Annotated in this window: 13 protein-coding genes; 6 read left to right on the top strand and 7 right to left on the bottom strand. The window is 35.3% G+C overall.

Features of this window, described 5'->3' with window-relative positions:
* Positions 1–73: 73 nt before the first annotated feature.
* Positions 74–1,876: an AMP-dependent synthetase/ligase gene (locus tag ACFRAE_RS09150; protein WP_422796842.1), complete on the bottom strand. Its 1,803-nt coding sequence runs from the start codon at positions 1,874–1,876 to the stop codon at positions 74–76.
* A gap of 339 nt (positions 1,877–2,215) precedes the next feature.
* Here ACFRAE_RS09150 and ACFRAE_RS09155 point away from each other — a divergent pair, with 339 nt between their 5' ends.
* A complete protein-coding gene (locus ACFRAE_RS09155; protein ID WP_422796843.1) occupies positions 2,216–3,982 on the top strand; it encodes an aromatic amino acid hydroxylase in 1,767 nt (588 codons plus the stop codon).
* On the opposite strand, the gene ACFRAE_RS09160 is transcribed toward ACFRAE_RS09155, so the two are convergent.
* Both ACFRAE_RS09160 and ACFRAE_RS09165 read right to left on the bottom strand, forming a co-directional pair.
* Positions 3,971–4,867 (bottom strand): flavin reductase family protein, encoded by an 897-nt coding sequence (locus ACFRAE_RS09160; RefSeq protein ID WP_422796844.1) that lies wholly within the window; start codon positions 4,865–4,867, stop codon positions 3,971–3,973. The two genes, ACFRAE_RS09155 and ACFRAE_RS09160, sit on opposite strands and share 12 nt — an antisense overlap.
* Before the next feature lie 23 nt (positions 4,868–4,890).
* Entirely contained in the window at positions 4,891–5,868 is a 978-nt protein-coding gene (locus ACFRAE_RS09165; protein ID WP_422796845.1) for a fumarylacetoacetate hydrolase family protein, read from the bottom strand.
* Between the two features lie 316 nt (positions 5,869–6,184).
* Here ACFRAE_RS09165 and ACFRAE_RS09170 point away from each other — a divergent pair, with 316 nt between their 5' ends.
* The 4 genes from ACFRAE_RS09170 (at position 6,185) to ACFRAE_RS09185 (ending at position 10,872) form a co-directional block, all read left to right on the top strand.
* On the top strand, positions 6,185–7,342 hold the full coding sequence (locus ACFRAE_RS09170; RefSeq protein ID WP_422796846.1) for a homogentisate 1,2-dioxygenase: 1,158 nt from the start codon (positions 6,185–6,187) through the stop codon (positions 7,340–7,342).
* Positions 7,343–7,361: 19 nt separating this feature from the next.
* Entirely contained in the window at positions 7,362–8,492 is a 1,131-nt protein-coding gene (hppD, locus tag ACFRAE_RS09175; RefSeq protein WP_422796847.1) for a 4-hydroxyphenylpyruvate dioxygenase, read from the top strand.
* 7 nt (positions 8,493–8,499) lie between these two features.
* The gene (locus ACFRAE_RS09180; protein WP_422796848.1) at positions 8,500–9,744 is read left to right on the top strand and encodes a Glu/Leu/Phe/Val dehydrogenase dimerization domain-containing protein; all 1,245 of its coding nucleotides are present in this window, start codon (positions 8,500–8,502) and stop codon (positions 9,742–9,744) included.
* Between the two features lie 81 nt (positions 9,745–9,825).
* Entirely contained in the window at positions 9,826–10,872 is a 1,047-nt protein-coding gene (locus ACFRAE_RS09185; RefSeq protein WP_422796849.1) for a nucleoside hydrolase, read from the top strand.
* 27 nt (positions 10,873–10,899) lie between these two features.
* Here the strand turns inward: ACFRAE_RS09185 and ACFRAE_RS09190 are convergent, their stop codons facing one another.
* Complete coding sequence (locus ACFRAE_RS09190; protein ID WP_422796850.1) at positions 10,900–11,286, bottom strand: (deoxy)nucleoside triphosphate pyrophosphohydrolase; 387 nt, start codon at positions 11,284–11,286, stop codon at positions 10,900–10,902.
* Between the two features lie 94 nt (positions 11,287–11,380).
* Positions 11,381–12,760: a DUF3472 domain-containing protein gene (locus ACFRAE_RS09195; RefSeq protein ID WP_422796851.1), complete on the bottom strand. Its 1,380-nt coding sequence runs from the start codon at positions 12,758–12,760 to the stop codon at positions 11,381–11,383.
* 297 nt (positions 12,761–13,057) lie between these two features.
* On the opposite strand from ACFRAE_RS09195, the gene ACFRAE_RS09200 reads away from it, so the two are divergent.
* Positions 13,058–15,715 carry a phosphatidylglycerol lysyltransferase domain-containing protein gene (locus ACFRAE_RS09200; protein WP_422796852.1) on the top strand — a complete coding sequence of 886 codons (2,658 nt, stop codon included), beginning with the start codon at positions 13,058–13,060 and terminating at the stop codon, positions 15,713–15,715.
* Between the two features lie 62 nt (positions 15,716–15,777).
* On the opposite strand, the gene ACFRAE_RS09205 is transcribed toward ACFRAE_RS09200, so the two are convergent.
* Positions 15,778–16,797 carry a threonine aldolase family protein gene (locus tag ACFRAE_RS09205; protein ID WP_422796853.1) on the bottom strand — a complete coding sequence of 340 codons (1,020 nt, stop codon included), beginning with the start codon at positions 16,795–16,797 and terminating at the stop codon, positions 15,778–15,780.
* A 143-nt stretch (positions 16,798–16,940) separates the two neighbouring features.
* Positions 16,941–17,624 carry a DUF937 domain-containing protein gene (locus tag ACFRAE_RS09210; RefSeq protein WP_422796854.1) on the bottom strand — a complete coding sequence of 228 codons (684 nt, stop codon included), beginning with the start codon at positions 17,622–17,624 and terminating at the stop codon, positions 16,941–16,943.
* Positions 17,625–17,674: the final 50 nt, after the last annotated feature.

The following is a 17,674-nucleotide window of genomic DNA, read 5'->3' on the forward strand; positions in this document are numbered from 1 at the left end:
TAAAGATAAGTTAATATTTTTAGAAATAAGGGAATCATTGCCCAAAAAAAAGGATTTGATTGAGCAATTTTTTTTATTCTGCCTCCACATGATAGAGCTCATCAAATTCTTTTTTATATTTTTCAAGGATCACCTTCCTTTTCATCTTTAGCGTAGGCGTCAGCTCACCATCTTCAATGCTAAATTCATTGGGTAGAATAATCGGTTTTTTTATTTGTTCCCAATTTCCAAAGTGTTGATTAGCAAGTTGAATTTCTTTATTAATCTTACGAAGTACCTGAGGTTGTTTTAAAAATTCCAATTTGGAGAGTCCTAAAAGTTCTGGGGCTTCATATTTACTCCAATCTTGTAAATGGGCATAGTTGGGGACGATAAAGGCAGATGCGAACTTTTGGCCTTCGCCAATAACCATGGCCTGTTCAATAAAATTGGACTCTACTAATTTTTTTTCAATAGGCTGAGGAATGACATATTTACCGCCAGAAATTTTAAACATTTCTTTTTTACGGTCAATAATTTTTAAGAATTCTCCGTCTTCCCAAGTTCCGATATCTCCAGTATGTAACCAGCCATCGATGATAGTTTTATCAGTTTCTTCCTTGTTTTGGTAATATCCTTGCATCACATTAGGTCCTTTAACTAAGATTTCTCCATCTTCTGCTAGTTTTACTTCTACAAACTTTACAGGAAGTCCTACAGTACCTATTCGGGTGCCTTTCAAGTAATGGTTTACGGAGATTAGGGGTGAAGCTTCCGTCATACCATAGCCTTCATAAAGTGGAATTCCAGCAGCAAGAAAGACACGGGCTAATTTACTTTGTAGGGAAGCACTACCCGAGGCAACTGTTTTTAAATGACCACCCAGGGCTTCATACCATTTATCTAATACTAATTTTTGGGCAATCTTTAATTTCAATTGATAAGCAAAAGACCTGTTTTCTGGTTTTGGATCATACTGTTCGGCTATTTTAACTGCCCAATCAAAGATGCTGCGTTTATATCCAGTTAATTCTAATGCGGTTTTCATGATTTTATCGTATACTTTTTCGAGTATTCGAGGGACAGCTGTCATGATATGAGGTTTTACTTCTTTAATATTTGCCCCAATTTTGTCTAATGATTCTGCAAAGTGAATTGTAATACCAATATACATATAGGTATAGATCACCATGCGTTCATAGGCGTGACAAGGAGGTAAGAATGTTAAGCCCCGGTCAAAAGCTTGACATGGTGTAATTTCACGAGCAGCAAGTACATTGCTGATAATATTGTGGTGAGTAAGCATTACTCCCTTTGGTTTACCGGTTGTTCCTGAAGTATAAATTAGAGTTGCTAAGTCTGAGGAACGAACGCTATTCCGATGAGTTAGGAGGATGTCATCTGTAATTTGGGAACCTACTTTTTTTAGTTCATTCCAGTTTCTAGCTTCAATATGCTCATCAATACAGAAAATGTATTGTAGGCTGTAGATCGAATCTTTGAGATTTACTAATCGATTATATAAGTTTTTATTACTTACCAAGCATAATTTTATTTCTGCATCATTAAAAATAAATTGATAATCTGTATCGGTAATGTTCGGATATATGGCAACAACGACTGCTCCAATTTGTTGGATAGCAAAATCAATGATATGCCATTCCAGGCTACTATCTGCAATAAGCCCTACCTTTTCTTGCTTTTTCACTCCAAGAGCTAACAATCCTTTAGCAAGCTGATTGACTTCATTCAGAAATTCCTCCGTACTCATATTAATCCACTCACCTTCGATTTTATGCGACATAATCGGCAGGTTAGGATATAGATCTAATTGTCTAAATGCTAGATCAAAGATTCTTAAATTGTCTTCCATAATAACATAGTATAACTGGCACATGATCTGCCAGATTCTTAACCCTAAGAACAGATTAATGGATTAAGAAGTTTTGCAAAAGTATAAAATAGTTAATAAATATGCTTTCTTATACGTTCAATCATCCAAGGATGCCTTTTTCTTTTTTTTAAATTAAAAAAATTAATATGGATTAATTCTCAAAAGTTTATTTGAATTAGGGTAACTGTCGCATTATTTTAATTTTAAGCTCGATAAAATGAAAATTTGGATGTTTTGAATGAATTTTACTTAGAGTATGAATAATGTAAATAATAATTTATTTTACTTCGAATAAGTTGATAAGTTGATTTCATATAATTAGTTTTGTTTAAATAAAATTTGATGCAAACCTATAATAATCCAATACTCGAGAAATTGCCGAAGCACCTTGCTCCATATGTTGTTGCTCAAAATTATAATCGTTACACTGCAGAAGATCAAGCGATATGGCGATATGTTATGCGACAGAATTATGAATTTTTAAAAGAGGTAGCATTTTATCCTTACATTCCAGGTTTAAGAAAAGCCGGTTTAAGTATAGAATATATCCCAGATTTGCAGCAGATGAATGATAGTTTGCAAAAAATAGGTTGGGCTGCAGTTACTGTAGATGGATTTATTCCTCCAGCGGCGTTTATGGAATTCCAAGCAAACTGTGTATTGGTGATTGCTGCGGACATTCGGCAAATTGATCATATCACCTACACCCCAGCTCCAGATATTATTCACGAATCCTCGGGACATGCTCCAATTATTGGAGAACCAGCCTATGCGGCATATTTACAATATTTTGGAAAAATTGGTACCAAAGCCATGAGTTCAGCAAAGGATTTTGCCGTATATGAAGCGATTCGTGAGTTATCGATTTTAAAAGAGCAGGAGCATGTGAAAGAGCACGAATTAGCTAAAGCTAATGAACAATTGGACCTAGCGTTAGCGATAGCGGAGGAGCCATCAGAAATGACTTTATTAAGTAGATTACATTGGTGGACTGTCGAATATGGTTTGATTGGAACCGTCGAAGATTTCAAAATATATGGAGCTGGTTTATTATCTTCAATTGGAGAAAGTGCCAGCTGTCTTCAAGAGGATGTGAAGAAACTAAATTATACATTAGCTGCATTGGACTATGCTTATGATATCACGAAACCACAACCTCAACTTTTTGTAAGTCGGGATTTTGAACAAGCCTATCAGGTGCTGGAAGAGTTTGCAAATCAAATGGCATTTCGACAAGGAGGAAAAGTAGGTATTTGCAAAGCTGTTAACAGTGGGCATATGGCAACTGCAGTTTATAGTTCGGGACTACAAGTATCTGGAATTTTTCAAGACATAAACTTGGACAATGATTTAGTTTATATTAAAACTAATGGACCTACAGCCTTATCAATTGATGGTAAAGAACTCCAAGGTCATGGTACATCTTATCATCAAGATGGATTTGGATCACCGGTAGGTAAATTGATTGGCTATAGTAAACCTTTGGAAGATTTCACTTTCATCGAGTTGAATAATGCTGGTATTATCCGTGGAGAATGGGTAAGCATTCTCTTTGAATCGGGTATAAAAGTAACTGGTGAAGTGATCCAAATATGGAGGTCTGCTGATAAAAATATCCTGATTAGTTTTGATAAATGTATAACCATCCATATTCCCAGTCAAACTGTATTATTTCAGCCGGAATGGGGAATTTATGATATGGCTTTAGGAGAAGCAATTCATTCGGTATATGCTGGTGCGGCGGATAAATTAGCGTTTGAACCTGTATCAAAGTTAGCTTCTTCCAAGAAGGAATCAAGTTCAATAAGCAAGAAAAAACTTAAACTATTTGGTTTATATGCTAAGCTTAGGAACATAAGAGAAGATCAGCCAAATGATATTCCATTGTTTGAGATATATGAAATATTAAAAAATGAATATCCTAAAGATTGGTTAGCAATGCTTGAAGTATATGAATTGGCCCATTTTTGGGATTATTCAGAATTAGGGAAATTTGCATTAACTGATTTGAACAAAAAAATGAAAAAATACCCTGAATTCACGAAACAGATTCAAGACGGCATCCGTTTAGCGACATTGCTGAAGATTAATTTTGATTTAACGGATTAATAAGATTTGCCAGGCCGTGTTTAAATCTCCATTATCCAAATATTTCATGGCCATGTTATGGCTGATTTCCTGATTTAAATCATCCAAATTAATTGGTTCTTTGGAAATAGTGGACCATATATCCTGAAAATGAAACTGCGGATCTGGAGTGGGTATGTGTTCAATATTTGCTAGTAAAGCGAGGTGATTTCCGCTTAAATAGGGAGATTTACGGATATGTTCAGGAAGTTGATCGATGCCGATTCCTAATTTACGCAGTGGTTTTGGAACTTGAAACAGGTTATCCTTGGTAACTCTACAATACCAATCTCCTCCTAAGCGTGCGACTAAATCTAAATCAGCTTGATGGAGTTGATTATCCGCTGTTAATAAATGTTCTTGAATATGCATGCAGATGACCTCTGCGATAACCAAATTGCCCGCACCTGGAATACTAGCGATTTCAATGACTTCTCTCACTTTACATTCCAACTGTATTGGCGCTTCTGCTACACGTGCTGGTTTTATATGTAAGGAGGGAACTTCATGTAATCCAGCTTTGGTAAATTCATTTATTCCTTTAGCATACTCGGTACTCGCTAATGATTGCTGTTGAACCATACTAAAGTTTACTATATTGATAACGACTTCCGGAACCTCCTGAATATTTTCTAGGGTATGTTTATGCGAACCATCGCGCATGCGGCTAAGTGGGGAAAATACACATATTGGTGGATTCTGAGACATAAAGTTAAAATAACTGAATGGGCTAAGATTAACATTGCCAGCTGTATCTATGGTACTTGCAAAACAAATGGGTCTTGGAGCAACGGCATATTTAATCAGATTATCAAAAGTGAATCGGTCTTTTTCTTGATAGAATGTTTTTGTTGACTTATTGGGCATGATATGGATAAGCGAAGTTTCTACTAAAATATATCTAAAATTACTTGGTTTTTCAATGTACCTAATGCGGTTATTTCCAGTTCTACGAGATCATTTGCTTGTAACCACTGCATTTGAGCATTGGGATTGGAACGAATGGCTGTGCCATTTAATTCCAAAAAACAACCAGTACCTACAGTACCTGAGCCAATCAAATCGCCGGGATATAGGGTGACACCATAAGAGGCCCGTTCAATAATTTCTGCAAAGGTCCAATGCATATCGATGGCATTACCCTGAGACACCTGTATACCATTCACTTTACAGGTCATAGTTAATGCATAGCTATCTCCGATATGCCCAGGTTTTGTGGGGATTAGGTAAGGTTTCAATTCATCTTTACTTACTAAATATGGGCCTATAGTAGTTGCAAAATCCTTGCCTTTCGCAGGGCCTAGATTTAATTTCATTTCTTCCATTTGCAGTTTTCTAGCACTAAAATCATTGAGTATCATATAGCCAGCAATGTAGTTATCTGCATCCTTGGCCTGAATATTTCTACCTTCCTTATGAATTAATATAGCAATTTCCAGTTCAAAATCTAATTGCTCGAATTGTTTAGGCATAATATATACTGGCCCTGGTCCTTGAATACTGAGATGGTTTGAAAAATAAAAGACTGGAAATTCATCGAATTCTGGAATCATTGGCAAATTCCTATTGGCTCTGGAAGTTTCTACATGCTGGCGGAAAGCATACGCATCCCGAAAGGAATTCGGTCTTGGAATTGGGGCTAAAAGCTGAATTTCTTTTAAATGATAAGCTGGGATTATTTCCGATTTGCTTGCTAGGATTTGATCTTGTATATTTTTTAATTTATCAAAGCCGGATGCTCCTTGTGCTAACAGTTCATAAATCGTTGATGGAAGCTCCGGATGATCCTTGGGTATCGGGTATGCAAACTCATCAATAATGATGGCTAAATAGGCTTGCTTATCGATAAGGCAGGTGGCAATTTTCATAAATGCTAAAACGATGATCTACTATTTTTTTGGCTATTGATCAGTTTGTTATTTGGAAAATTTATTTCATATTATCCAAATAATTTTCTGAATTCGAAGTAAATATATGATTTTTTTACTTTATATTTGAATGTATAAACACCATTATGAACTGTTCAATCAAGCAATTGAATAACCTTCCAACAGGTCTAATGCCTCTAACAAGAGCATTGATTGCTAATGTGGTATTTGCGCAGTACTAAATTTATCTTCTCCCAGTTCGCAGTTGTTTTAACCATTCCGGTTAATTGATTTTCATTATTATAAACTTTTAGTTATGCCTATTTATTATCAATTAGGACAAATTCCTCCAAAAAGGCACACTGTTTTTCGGAAAACTGATGGGTCTTTATATGCAGAAGAACTTGTTTCCACACATGGATTTTCCAATGTTTATTCCTTAGTGTATCATTGTTTTCCACCAACGATGGTGAAAGAAATTAAAGAGCCAATCGATGTGAGTCCCCATATAGCTCGCGAAAAGCATTTAAAGCATACCAGCCTAAAAGGATTTCAAGTTCATCCGAAAGATGACTATTTGGAGAGCCGAACAGCGGTATTAGTGAATGCAGATTTACATATTTCCGTTGCTGCTCCACGTTTATCTATGCATGATTATTTCTATAAAAACAGTCAAGCTGATGAGGTAGTTTTTATACATGATGGTTCAGGTAGATTGTTAACAGGATATGGAGAGATCAAATTTTCTTTTGGAGATTACTTAGTAATTCCCCGAGGTATAATCCATCAATTTGAATTTGATAATGCCGAAAATAGATTGTTTATTATCGAATCATTTGAACCAATAAGCACTCCGAAACGCTATAGGAATGAGTTCGGACAGTTAATGGAACATGCTCCATTTTGTGAACGTGATATTCGAAAACCTACTGATTTAAAAACCTATGATATGTCAGGTGATTTTGTTGTAAAAATTAAGAAGCAAGGATTATTATACCCATATGTATATGGAAGTCATCCTTTTGATTTTATAGGCTGGGATGGATTTCATTATCCTTGGGCATTGTCAATCCATGATTTTATGCCCATCACCGGTAAGTTGCATCAACCACCTCCAGTACATCAAACCTTTGAAACTAATTCTTTTGTTTTATGCAGTTTCTGCCCAAGATTATATGATTACCATCCAGATGCAATTCCTGCACCTTATAACCATAGTAATGTAGACTCTGATGAGGTGCTATACTATGTAGATGGTGACTTTATGAGTCGAAAATCGGTAGAAAAAGGACAAATAACATTACATCCTGGGGGGATTCCGCATGGACCACATCCAGGAACGGTTGAAAAAAGTATTGGACAACAAAAAACGGAGGAACTAGCGGTTATGATTGATCCTTTCCGCCCCCTTATGTTAACAAAGGAAGCTTTAGAGATCGAAGATCAGGATTATTACAAGTCATGGATTCACTAAATACCAATTGAAATTAACGATGAAAACAAAAACATTTGCAGAGAAAATTGCTTTAGCACAAGATTTTTTACCTATTCATGGTACCGATTTTATAGAATTTTATGTAGGAAATGCCAAACAGGCGGCTCATTATTATAAGACTGCCTTTGGTTTTCAATCGGAAGCTTATGCTGGACCAGAAACAGGCGTTAAGGATCGAGTTTCTTATGTCTTGAAACAACATAAGATCAGAATTATTCTAACAACGGCATTGCATTCAGATCATGAAATTGCGGAACATGTTAAAAAACATGGAGATGGGGTGAAAATTTTGGCTTTATGGGTAGATGATGCGATTAAAGCCTACGAAGAAACCATTAATCGCGGAGCACAATGTTTTCAGAAACCTAAGATACAGACAGATGAATACGGCGTAGTAATAACCTCAGGAATTTACACTTATGGGGAAACGGTTCATTTATTTGTAGAACGAAAGAATTACAAAGGAATTTTTATGCCTGGTTATGTAAAATGGGCTAGTGATTACAATCCATCAGCAACGGGTTTGCAATATGTGGATCATTGTGTGGGCAATGTAGGCTGGAATCGAATGGATGAAACGGTACGTTGGTATCAAGAGGTCATGGGATTTGTAAATATACTTTCATTTGATGATAAACAAATTAATACGGAGTATTCTGCATTGATGAGTAAAGTGATGAGTAACGGTAATGGCTTTGTGAAATTTCCCATAAACGAACCTGCTGAAGGGAAAAAGAAATCACAGATTGAAGAATATTTAGAATTTTATGAAGGGGAAGGGGTACAGCATGCGGCATTGGCGACGAATGATATTATAGCCACTGTGAATGCGTTAAAACAACGAGGCGTGGAATTTTTAAGTGCGCCTCCTGAAGCCTATTATACGATGTTACCTGATCGTGTTGGTGAAATTGAGGAAGAAATTAATACGATCCAAGCATTAGGGATTTTAGTGGATAGGGATGAGGAAGGATATTTATTGCAAATATTTACGAAGCCAGTGGAAGATAGACCAACCTTATTTTTCGAAATTATTCAACGAAAAGGAGCACAAAGTTTTGGAGCAGGAAATTTTAAAGCTTTGTTTGAAGCAATCGAGCGGGAACAAGAAAAAAGAGGGAATTTATAAGATTTTTATGAACGAATTAACAATGAAATCCCTACTGAAAACATTTGAAAATAAAAAACCAGAAATAGTTTTTGAATGGAAAGATACAGTAACAGAAGCTGAAGGATGGGTGGTCATCAATTCCTTGCGAGGAGGCGCAGCCGGTGGAGGAACCCGAATGCGGTTGGGCTTGGATAGGCATGAAGTTGAGTCCTTGGCAAAAACAATGGAAGTTAAATTTACGGTTTCTGGTCCTGCCATTGGAGGCGCAAAATCAGGTATTAATTTTGATCCTCAAGATCCTCGAAAATATGAGGTACTAAATCGTTGGTTTAAAGTAGTTACGCCCCTGTTGAAAAATTATTATGGTACTGGAGGAGATTTGAATATTGATGAGATACATGATGTAATCCCCTTGACCGAGCAATATGGTTTATGGCATCCGCAGGAAGGGGTGCTGAATGGTCATTTTCAAGTTCAAGAACAAGGTCGAATTCATCAAATTGGTCAATTGCGCTTTGGGGTGTCGAAGGTATTGGATGATTCCAATTATTCTCCAGACTTGAAAAGAAAATATAAAGTTGCTGATATGATTACGGGCTATGGAGTAGCTGAATCAGTAAGGCACTATTATGATTTGTTCAAAGGAAAAATGCAAGATAAACGGGCAGTAATTCAGGGTTGGGGTAATGTGGCAGCTTCAGCAGCATTTTTTTTGAGTCGGGCAGGGGTGAAGATTGTTGGTATTATAGACCGTGTTGGTGGATTAATGAATCCTAAGGGATTTACGGAGCTGGAAATAAAGAATTTATTGTTAGAGCGCCAAGGTAACTCATTGCATAGTGAATTATTGATTCCATTTGAAGAAGTAAATGAGCGAATTTGGAATATGGATGTGGAAATTTTAATTCCTGCAGCTTCTTCGAGATTACTTTCCAAAGAACAGATAAGCCAAATGATAGCAAAAGGGCTAGAAGTTATCGCCTCCGGAGCAAATGTCCCATTTGCAGATCGGGAAATATTTTATGGACCAGTGATGGAATATGCTGACGAACATGTTTCCGTCATCCCTGATTTTATTGCGAATTGTGGAATGGCTCGTGTTTTTGCACATCTTATGCAGGCAAACATAGAAATTAGTGATGAAAATTTATTTCAAGATGTCTCGGAAATCATTAAAATAGCCTTGACCAAAATTTATGAATTGGCACCTGAAGAAAAGATTCATGTTTCTTCCAGAGCGTATGAATTGGCCTTAAAACAACTGCTTTAATAAGGACAGTGCAGGATAGCCTATCGGAAAATTTTGGTTAGTTTAGGTCTTTACAAGAGTAATAAGCCTAACCATAAAGACATGAACTTATTTAAACTACCCCAATTTCTGCTGTTATTTATTCCAATGATTGTTGGAAGTACGGAATCCATTGCCCAATCAAAATCGAATAAGGCTATACCGGTTATTTTTGAAACAGATATGGGAAATGATATCGATGATGCTTTAGCATTAGATATGCTGTATAAATATCAAGACCAAGGGAAAATAAAATTATTAGCATTAACTAGCAATAAGAATAGTCCTTATACTGTTCCCTTTATGGATATGTTAAATCATTGGTATGGGTATGGAAAAATACCTATAGGTACGGTGAAAAATGGGGCTAATTCAGAAGGCGATGCGGTCAATTTTGCAGAGAAAACCATGAAATATGAAATTGGAGGAGTTAAACCATTCCAATCAAAAAAAACCATGGATGAAACGATAGATGCGGTCGCTCTTTATCGGAAAATCCTAAGCAAACAAGCCGATGGATCAGTGGTAATTGCCTCTGTAGGCTTTTCTACAAATTTAGCTAAGCTGTTGGAAACAAAAGCTGACCAATACAGTAAATTGTCCGGTAAGGAATTGATTGCTAAAAAAGTCAAGTTTTTAAGTATGATGGCTGGAAATTTCTATGCCGACACAAGTAAGCGATTTGTGGAGTATAACGTAGCAAAGGATGTCCCTGCTGCAAGAGCAGTTTTTGCGCAATGGCCAACAAAAATAATCGTAAGTCCTTATGAAGTAGGTGATGAGATTAAATACCCTGGAAGTAGCATTCAAAATGATTTTATAGCATTAAAACCACATCCTATGGTGGTGGCTTATGAGGCGTATCTACCTATGCCTTATGACCGAGCAACATGGGATTTGACTTCGGTCTTATATGCGGTGGAAGGAAATGGCAAGGGTTATTTTTCAGAATCTAAACCAGGAAAAGTAGAAGTAGTTGCCAATGGAAAAACGTATTATACGGAAGGAAATGGACAACATATTGTATTGGGCGTTAATCAACAACAAAAAGAAATGATTTCCAAAAGATTTGTGGAATTGATCACTATAAAACCCAAAAACAAGAAATAAGGTAAATAAAAAGAGGTAATCGAACGATTACCTCTTTGTTCTTAAATACTCTTCAATTATGGGTAAATCTGCATTTGCCCAATCATATCGAAATAAATCTGTAGGGTTTACCCAAAGAATTTGTTCATGTTCTAAATTTTTTAATTCACCAGATTTTATAGAACATATATAAGGATATAGCGTCAAAGAAAAGTCTGGATAATGATATTCTACCTTACTTAATGATTGATGGATAAGAATATCTAAATTTATTTCTTCCTTGACTTCTCGAATTAAGCATTGTTCAAGCGTCTCATTTAATTCTTGCTTTCCACCAGGAAATTCCCATTTTAATGGAAGTTTTTGGCTCGCTGATCTTTGGCAAATTAATATTTGCTGATCCTTTTCAATTATAGCACAGGCAACATGTATCATTAGGGTAAATATAACGAATTACGTTGATGTATTTATGGATTTCAGAATAAACCCAAGGCTATTACTTTGGGTTTATTCTGAAATGCTTTAGGTATTAAGGAAGTTTTGTAATATCAATTTGCGGTTCTGAATTGCTGTTATTAAAAGTAAACTTGGAATTCGGAGGAACTACTTCATTAAAAAATCCACCATTCTTTAAAAAGAAACCCATGCTGTTAATTCCACCCATAGCATCTATACGTTGTTGGTTGCTGTAAGTTGCATCGACCGTAAATGTAGCCTCTTTAATTTTCTTCCATTCCCCTGCAGTTGTCCTAATCCATTGATTGTGGTAATTTGCAGTTCTACTAAGCTGTCCATAATCAGGATTGAAATTTTCTAAAAAGCTATGAAAATTCTTTAAATAAGTATTGGTTTTCGGACGCTTAAAACTAGCGATAAGTTTCCATTCATTAGCTTCTGGAAGAAAGAACCATGCCGTATAGTTGGTGTTTCCAGCACCATCAGGTTCACCCTTTAACAAAAATTTATAGTTTGTTGCAGACTTCCAATTGTATTTTAAATAACTTTGGCCACCTGATCCTTCATTTCCAAACTCTCCGGTATAAACATCGGAACCTTTTTTATTTAAGACGATTTTATATTCATCTGGTATTGAAGAAGGATTATCGGTCGTGTAAGGACTCCAAACAGAAAATAAGATTCTTCTTTCCGAAGAGGAGTTCACTTGAAAACCGAAATAACCTTCTGCAAAGCCATTAGCCATAAAATATGAACCTATTTTATCTTCGTTTTGAGGAACCGTAATTTCTGAATAATAATAGGAGGTGTTTTCAGTTGTTGGTAGGGAATAACTCAAATGGCAGGATGGTCCTCTTCTTGCCCAATAATAATAATCGGTTTTGTTACTGAATAAAACACCTTTGGAAGTTGAAGCTCCAGAAATTTTAATATCAGAGATTTCACCGAAGAAATTTCCAGTTTTACTAATGCCTTGCAAGTCAATTTTAACATACCCTTGGGTTGCTGTAAAATCACCTACCATCACATCAGTAAAAGTTTCACTGTTTAGTTTGATCGTTTTACTTGTGCCGTTTACAGTAACTTTGATGGAAGAGCTTTCTCCTGTAGCGAGTGTTTTTCCGATTACAGATACTCTTAAGTTACCCCCTGAAGCCAGTTTAACAAAAGTACTAATCGTTGTGGCTGCATTAACCCAGGAAATTAGGCCTTTGGGATTATTAATTTTTTCTGCAGCACCAAAAGTAGATGCAAACGCATTTCCTGCCAATGGAATAGCATAGGAAGATCCCGTATGTTTTAACGTTTGTTGATCTGAAGGAGTTTCTTTACTTGGATCAATAATAGTGGTACTAGGCCCACCCGTAGGTTCTGTTTTACTACATCCAAATAGCAAATTCGAATGAACTAATAGCAATAGCGCTAGTCCTGATAGATTCTTTTTGTTTAACATAATTAATTAAATGGTTCCTCAATTATATAAAAGTTGCTTGGTAATAAAAAACATTATGTTAACACAATCGTTTGTTTAAATTAAAATTTATGACAATAAATTTCTTTTCATGGCTGTTTACTCCAAAATTCTACAATTACTTTATAAGATGGTTACTGTAGTTTAATATTAGAATGGCTTATTTGTGTTTTGAAAATTTAATTTGTAAAAAGTTATTTTAGTTGTTGTTAAATAAATTTCACTACGATACATAGCTTTTTTTAACAAGTTGCAGGTATTTATACTAATTGAATGAATATGGATAAGCGATTATTTTCAAGTTTTAAAAGAGCTGCCTCTTTTTCGTATTGGAAAGAGTTGATAGCATTTTTCATTATTTTATTAGCTTATATTTTTGTGAGGAGTGAACGGAAGGAGTTGATGGCCATTGGGCCTATGCTCCAACAGTCAGATTCCTTGTGGATTTTTATAGGTTTAATGTTGACAGGTCTGTTTTGTGTATTACAGGGCTTGATGTATTTGGCTAGTTTTCAGGCCATAGGTTTAAAGATATCGTTAATAGTTGCAGTGGAATTATTTTTAAAACGTAATTTTTTGAGTGTATTTCTACCTGCTGGCGGAATTAGCTCATTGGCCTACAGTACTGCACAATTGCGTAGGATGAATTTGAATAAAACCCAAATTCATCAGGCGGGCGTGCTGTATGGTTATATAGGTTTATTAACGGTCTTTATTGTAGCACTTCCAGTTTTAATTTTTAGTGTTTGGAAGCAGCATGAGGTAACTGAGGCTTGGACTTCCTTACTTATCCTAGCAGTCGTGTTAGGTGCAATCTATTTTCTCTATTGTTCTTTTCGACATAAGATTTGGCTCTATCAGTTTATTGTTCAAAAGTACCCTCAGTTTGTTGAACGAATTGACCCTTTACTAAATACCGAAGTCAATAAAAAGCAAGTTGGTTTGGTAATCTTGTATTCGATACTTATAGAATGCTGCGGGATTTACCATGTCTATATTAGCATGTATGCGTTGGGATTGGCGCATTCATTCGAAGCAGCGCTTGTTACCTATACTATTTCTGTTATTTTAATGATTGTATCTCCATTTTTAAGGGGTTTAGGTGCTGTGGAATTAAGCATGTTGTATGTATTCAAATCTTATGGCTATAGTCAAGTTGATGGATTGGGTATTACGATTTTATATCGAGTATTTGAATTTTGGATTCCTTTACTATTAGGGCTTTTAGCTTTTTGTTGGAAAGGAAAACAGCTTATTACTCGACTTGGGCCTGCCATATTAATATTTTTTTTAGGACTCATTAATATTTGTTCAGTTTTAACATTACCCTTAATGAATAGGTTGAAATTGGAGAAACTTTATTTTTCTGAGTTATTAATTAATGATTTTAAATTACTAGTGCTTTTAATTGGATTAGGCTTGCTTCTCACTGCTGCTTATCTCCTCAAAGGGTATCGAGTAGCCTACTGGTTCGCTTTAATTTTTTGTTTATTATCGATTATTGGACACTTAGGTAAGGCCTTGGATTATGAAGAAGCTGTTATCGCAACTGTTATTATGTTGTTCTTATGGTATAATCGTAAACAATATCGAATTCAAGCAAGTGCCACTTGGCTAAAATTGGGTTTTACAACATTTTTAGTGGTTTTCTTATGTGTTTGTATTTTTGATGTTATCAGTTTTTATTTTATTGATAAAAGACACTTTGGGTTTGATTTTTCTTGGAATCAATCCATTTTCTACACTGCAAAATGTTTTTTATTTTTTGCAGATAAAGGTTTAGAACCACAAACTTTATTTGGAAAGGAATTTCTTAGCATTACGAAAGGGTTGGGGATTGCCTGCTGGCTTTTACTCATAGCGGTAGTTTTTATTTCTAGAAAATATCACTCCTGCCAAAGGGAAATTAAGGAATTAGAATTAGCAAAAGAATATATAAGGCAATATGGAAACTCCTCTTTAGATTATTTTAAAATTTCAGCAGATAAGGATCTGTTCTTCTCCACCTTAACACCTGGATTTATCGCTTATCGTGTAGCACATAATTATGCGGTGGTTTTGGACGAACCGGTTTGTGCCTTAAATACTAAAAGTGAATTCGTCCTGGAATTTGAACAATATTGTTTTAAACAAGGGTTAAAGACGGTTTATTATCGAGTGGAAGAAAATAGTCAAATTTGGTTTACTGGCATGAAAAAACAGCGCTTATTAATGGGGCAGGAGGCTATCGTTGATCTTGCTAAATTTTCTTTAGAAGGGAAGTGTAAAAAATCTTTGCGCAATGGTCTTAACAGTCTTGAAAAGAAGGGTTATGTTACTGAAATATGCTTAGCACCCCATCAAACCGAATTTATTGAAGAATTACAAACCGTTTCCGATGAGTGGTTAAAGGCTTTCAATAAAAAGGAAAAAATTTTTTCGCAAGGAATGTTTGATTTTGAGGAAATAAGGAACTTGGATGTGATTTGCGTTCGCGATGGGAATAGGTCAGTTAAAGGGTTTCTAACTATTATTCCAGACTTTGCAATGGATGAATGTACTTATGATTTGATAAGAAAAACAGCGGATGCTCCAGGAGCACTAATGGATGGGTTGATCGTTAAAATGATTGGGTATGGAATAGCACGAAATTTTAAGTATTTAAATCTTGGTTTAGTAGCTTTTTCTGGCTTAGAAACAGCCAATCATACCGTGGAAAAAATATTGAAATATGCTTCGATAAGAATCAATGCATTTAAATCTCATCAAACTCAGAAAGATTTTAAGGATAAATACGCTCATCGTTGGGAAAATCGTTATTTGATTTTTGATCACGATTTTGATTTATTACAACTGCCAAAGGTGCTTAAGAAAGTGATGAGACCAAAGAAATCTAATGATACACTTCCCGCAAATAGAGAGCTTGTTTCAAAGAAAAATGAATTAAGTTTATCCTAAAATTTAATCACTATATCATAATACTGATTTTGAAATCTTTTTATGAAACTGAATAATAAAATTTAAATTAATTGAATAAATTCATCGATTGCTGATGATTCAGTGGCCCAAGAGCAGACTAGCCTAATCACGGAATGATGTTCATCATAATCTTGCCAAATATAGAATTCGAATTTTTCGGCTAATTTTGAAAGCCTATCCTTGGGCAAGATTGGAAATAATTGATTGCTATATGGAGGAATATAAAATGTATATCCTTTACTGACGAGCACATTAGCAAGCCGCTCAGCGGTTTCATTCGCATGTTTGGATAAATCTTCATATAAGGAATCCTGAAAAAGTGCATAAAATTGAGCACCTAGAATTCTTCCTTTTGCTAGCAATGCACCTTTTTGTTTTAAAGCGTATTCAAACCCATCAGCTAATACGGTATTCGAAAAGACGATTGCTTCTCCTATTAAACCACCATTTTTTGTCGCCCCAAAGTAGAAAACGTCACAATAGTTTGCTATATCTTCTAAAGTTAGGTCATTAATTTTAGCAGTTAATGAAATGGCCATTCTAGCACCATCAATAAATAATAATAAGTTATTGGACTGACAGTACTGATAAAGTTCAATTAATTCTTTTTTTGAATATAAACTTCCAAGTTCAGTGGTTTGTGAGATATATACCAAACGAGGCTTGACCATGTGCTGGTCTTTATGGGATTTAATAATTTTTTGGATTTCGGTTACTGTTAGTTTACCATCTTGTTGGGGTATTAAATTAATTTTATGGCCTGCATGTTCAATGGCCCCAGTTTCATGCACTTGAATATGACTAGAGTCTACAGCGATGACCGACTCGTAGGATTTTAAAACATGTGAAATAATTAATAAATTGGCCTGAGTACCACCAGTTACCAAGTAAATAGGAATGTTAGGTCTATTCAGTTTTTTAGCAATCATTTCTTTAGCTTTGAGACTTAAGCTGTCTTCACCATATCCTGGTTCTTGGGTTGAATTTGATGCTAATAAAAGCTGTAGAACTTGAGGATGAGCACCTTCACTATAATCGTTTTTGAAACTGATTTTCGACATAAATACTTGGAAATTGATTGTGGCAATTAAGTGAAAAATTTCTAGAGTATAAATAGGTTTATAGATTTTAAATAAAAAAAAACCATCAAAAAGATCAACAGTACCTGTTCCCTTTTTGATGGTTTTAACAATTCAACTCGATTTTATTTCGAAAACATACCAGCTAAGCTGTCTAAAATAGATCCTTTAGCACTTTTATCGTTCTTTTGATTAAAGAAATCACCGACTAAGTCACCAATTCCACCCCCTAAACTTGGTTTGGATTCATTGGAGCTTGATCCTCCACCTAAAACACTACCAATTAAATCGCCAATTCCACCCAATGGTCCTGAATTGGATTGGGAAGAACCACCTCCTAAAATATTACCTAACAAATCACCTAAACCACCTGAGCTTTCTTGTTGAGGATCTTGATTTTGTTTTTGTTTGCCGAGATAGCCCATAACTAAGGGTGCTATTAAAGCTAATATGCCTCCAATTTTTCCAATGTTTATACCTGATTTTTCTGCTAAAGATTCTTTAACTGTATCGGTGTTTTTACCAAATATGTGATTTACAATTTTATCTTCTTCTTCTGTAGGTCCATTGTTAAATAAACTACCAAGGCTATCAAAAATATTTCCATTATGTTTACTGGAAAGCGCTTGTTGAATACCTTCCGCTTTTTCAGGGCTTTTATTGGCATTATATTTTAATGCGGACATCATTAATGGAACGGCAGCAGCAATGACCCATTGTGTTTGGTTTTTATCTAAGCCTAGCTTTTGAGAAATACCTTCCGTGGCTTGATTTCCTATGCCACCTGAAATTAAATCAGTTAGATTCATATTGTCGTATATTTAGTTTTTTAAGTTACTTTTATAAATCAAATATAAAG

The sequence above is a fragment of the Sphingobacterium sp. HJSM2_6 genome (genome assembly GCF_049316305.1).
Taxonomy (GTDB): Bacteria; Bacteroidota; Bacteroidia; order Sphingobacteriales; family Sphingobacteriaceae; genus Sphingobacterium.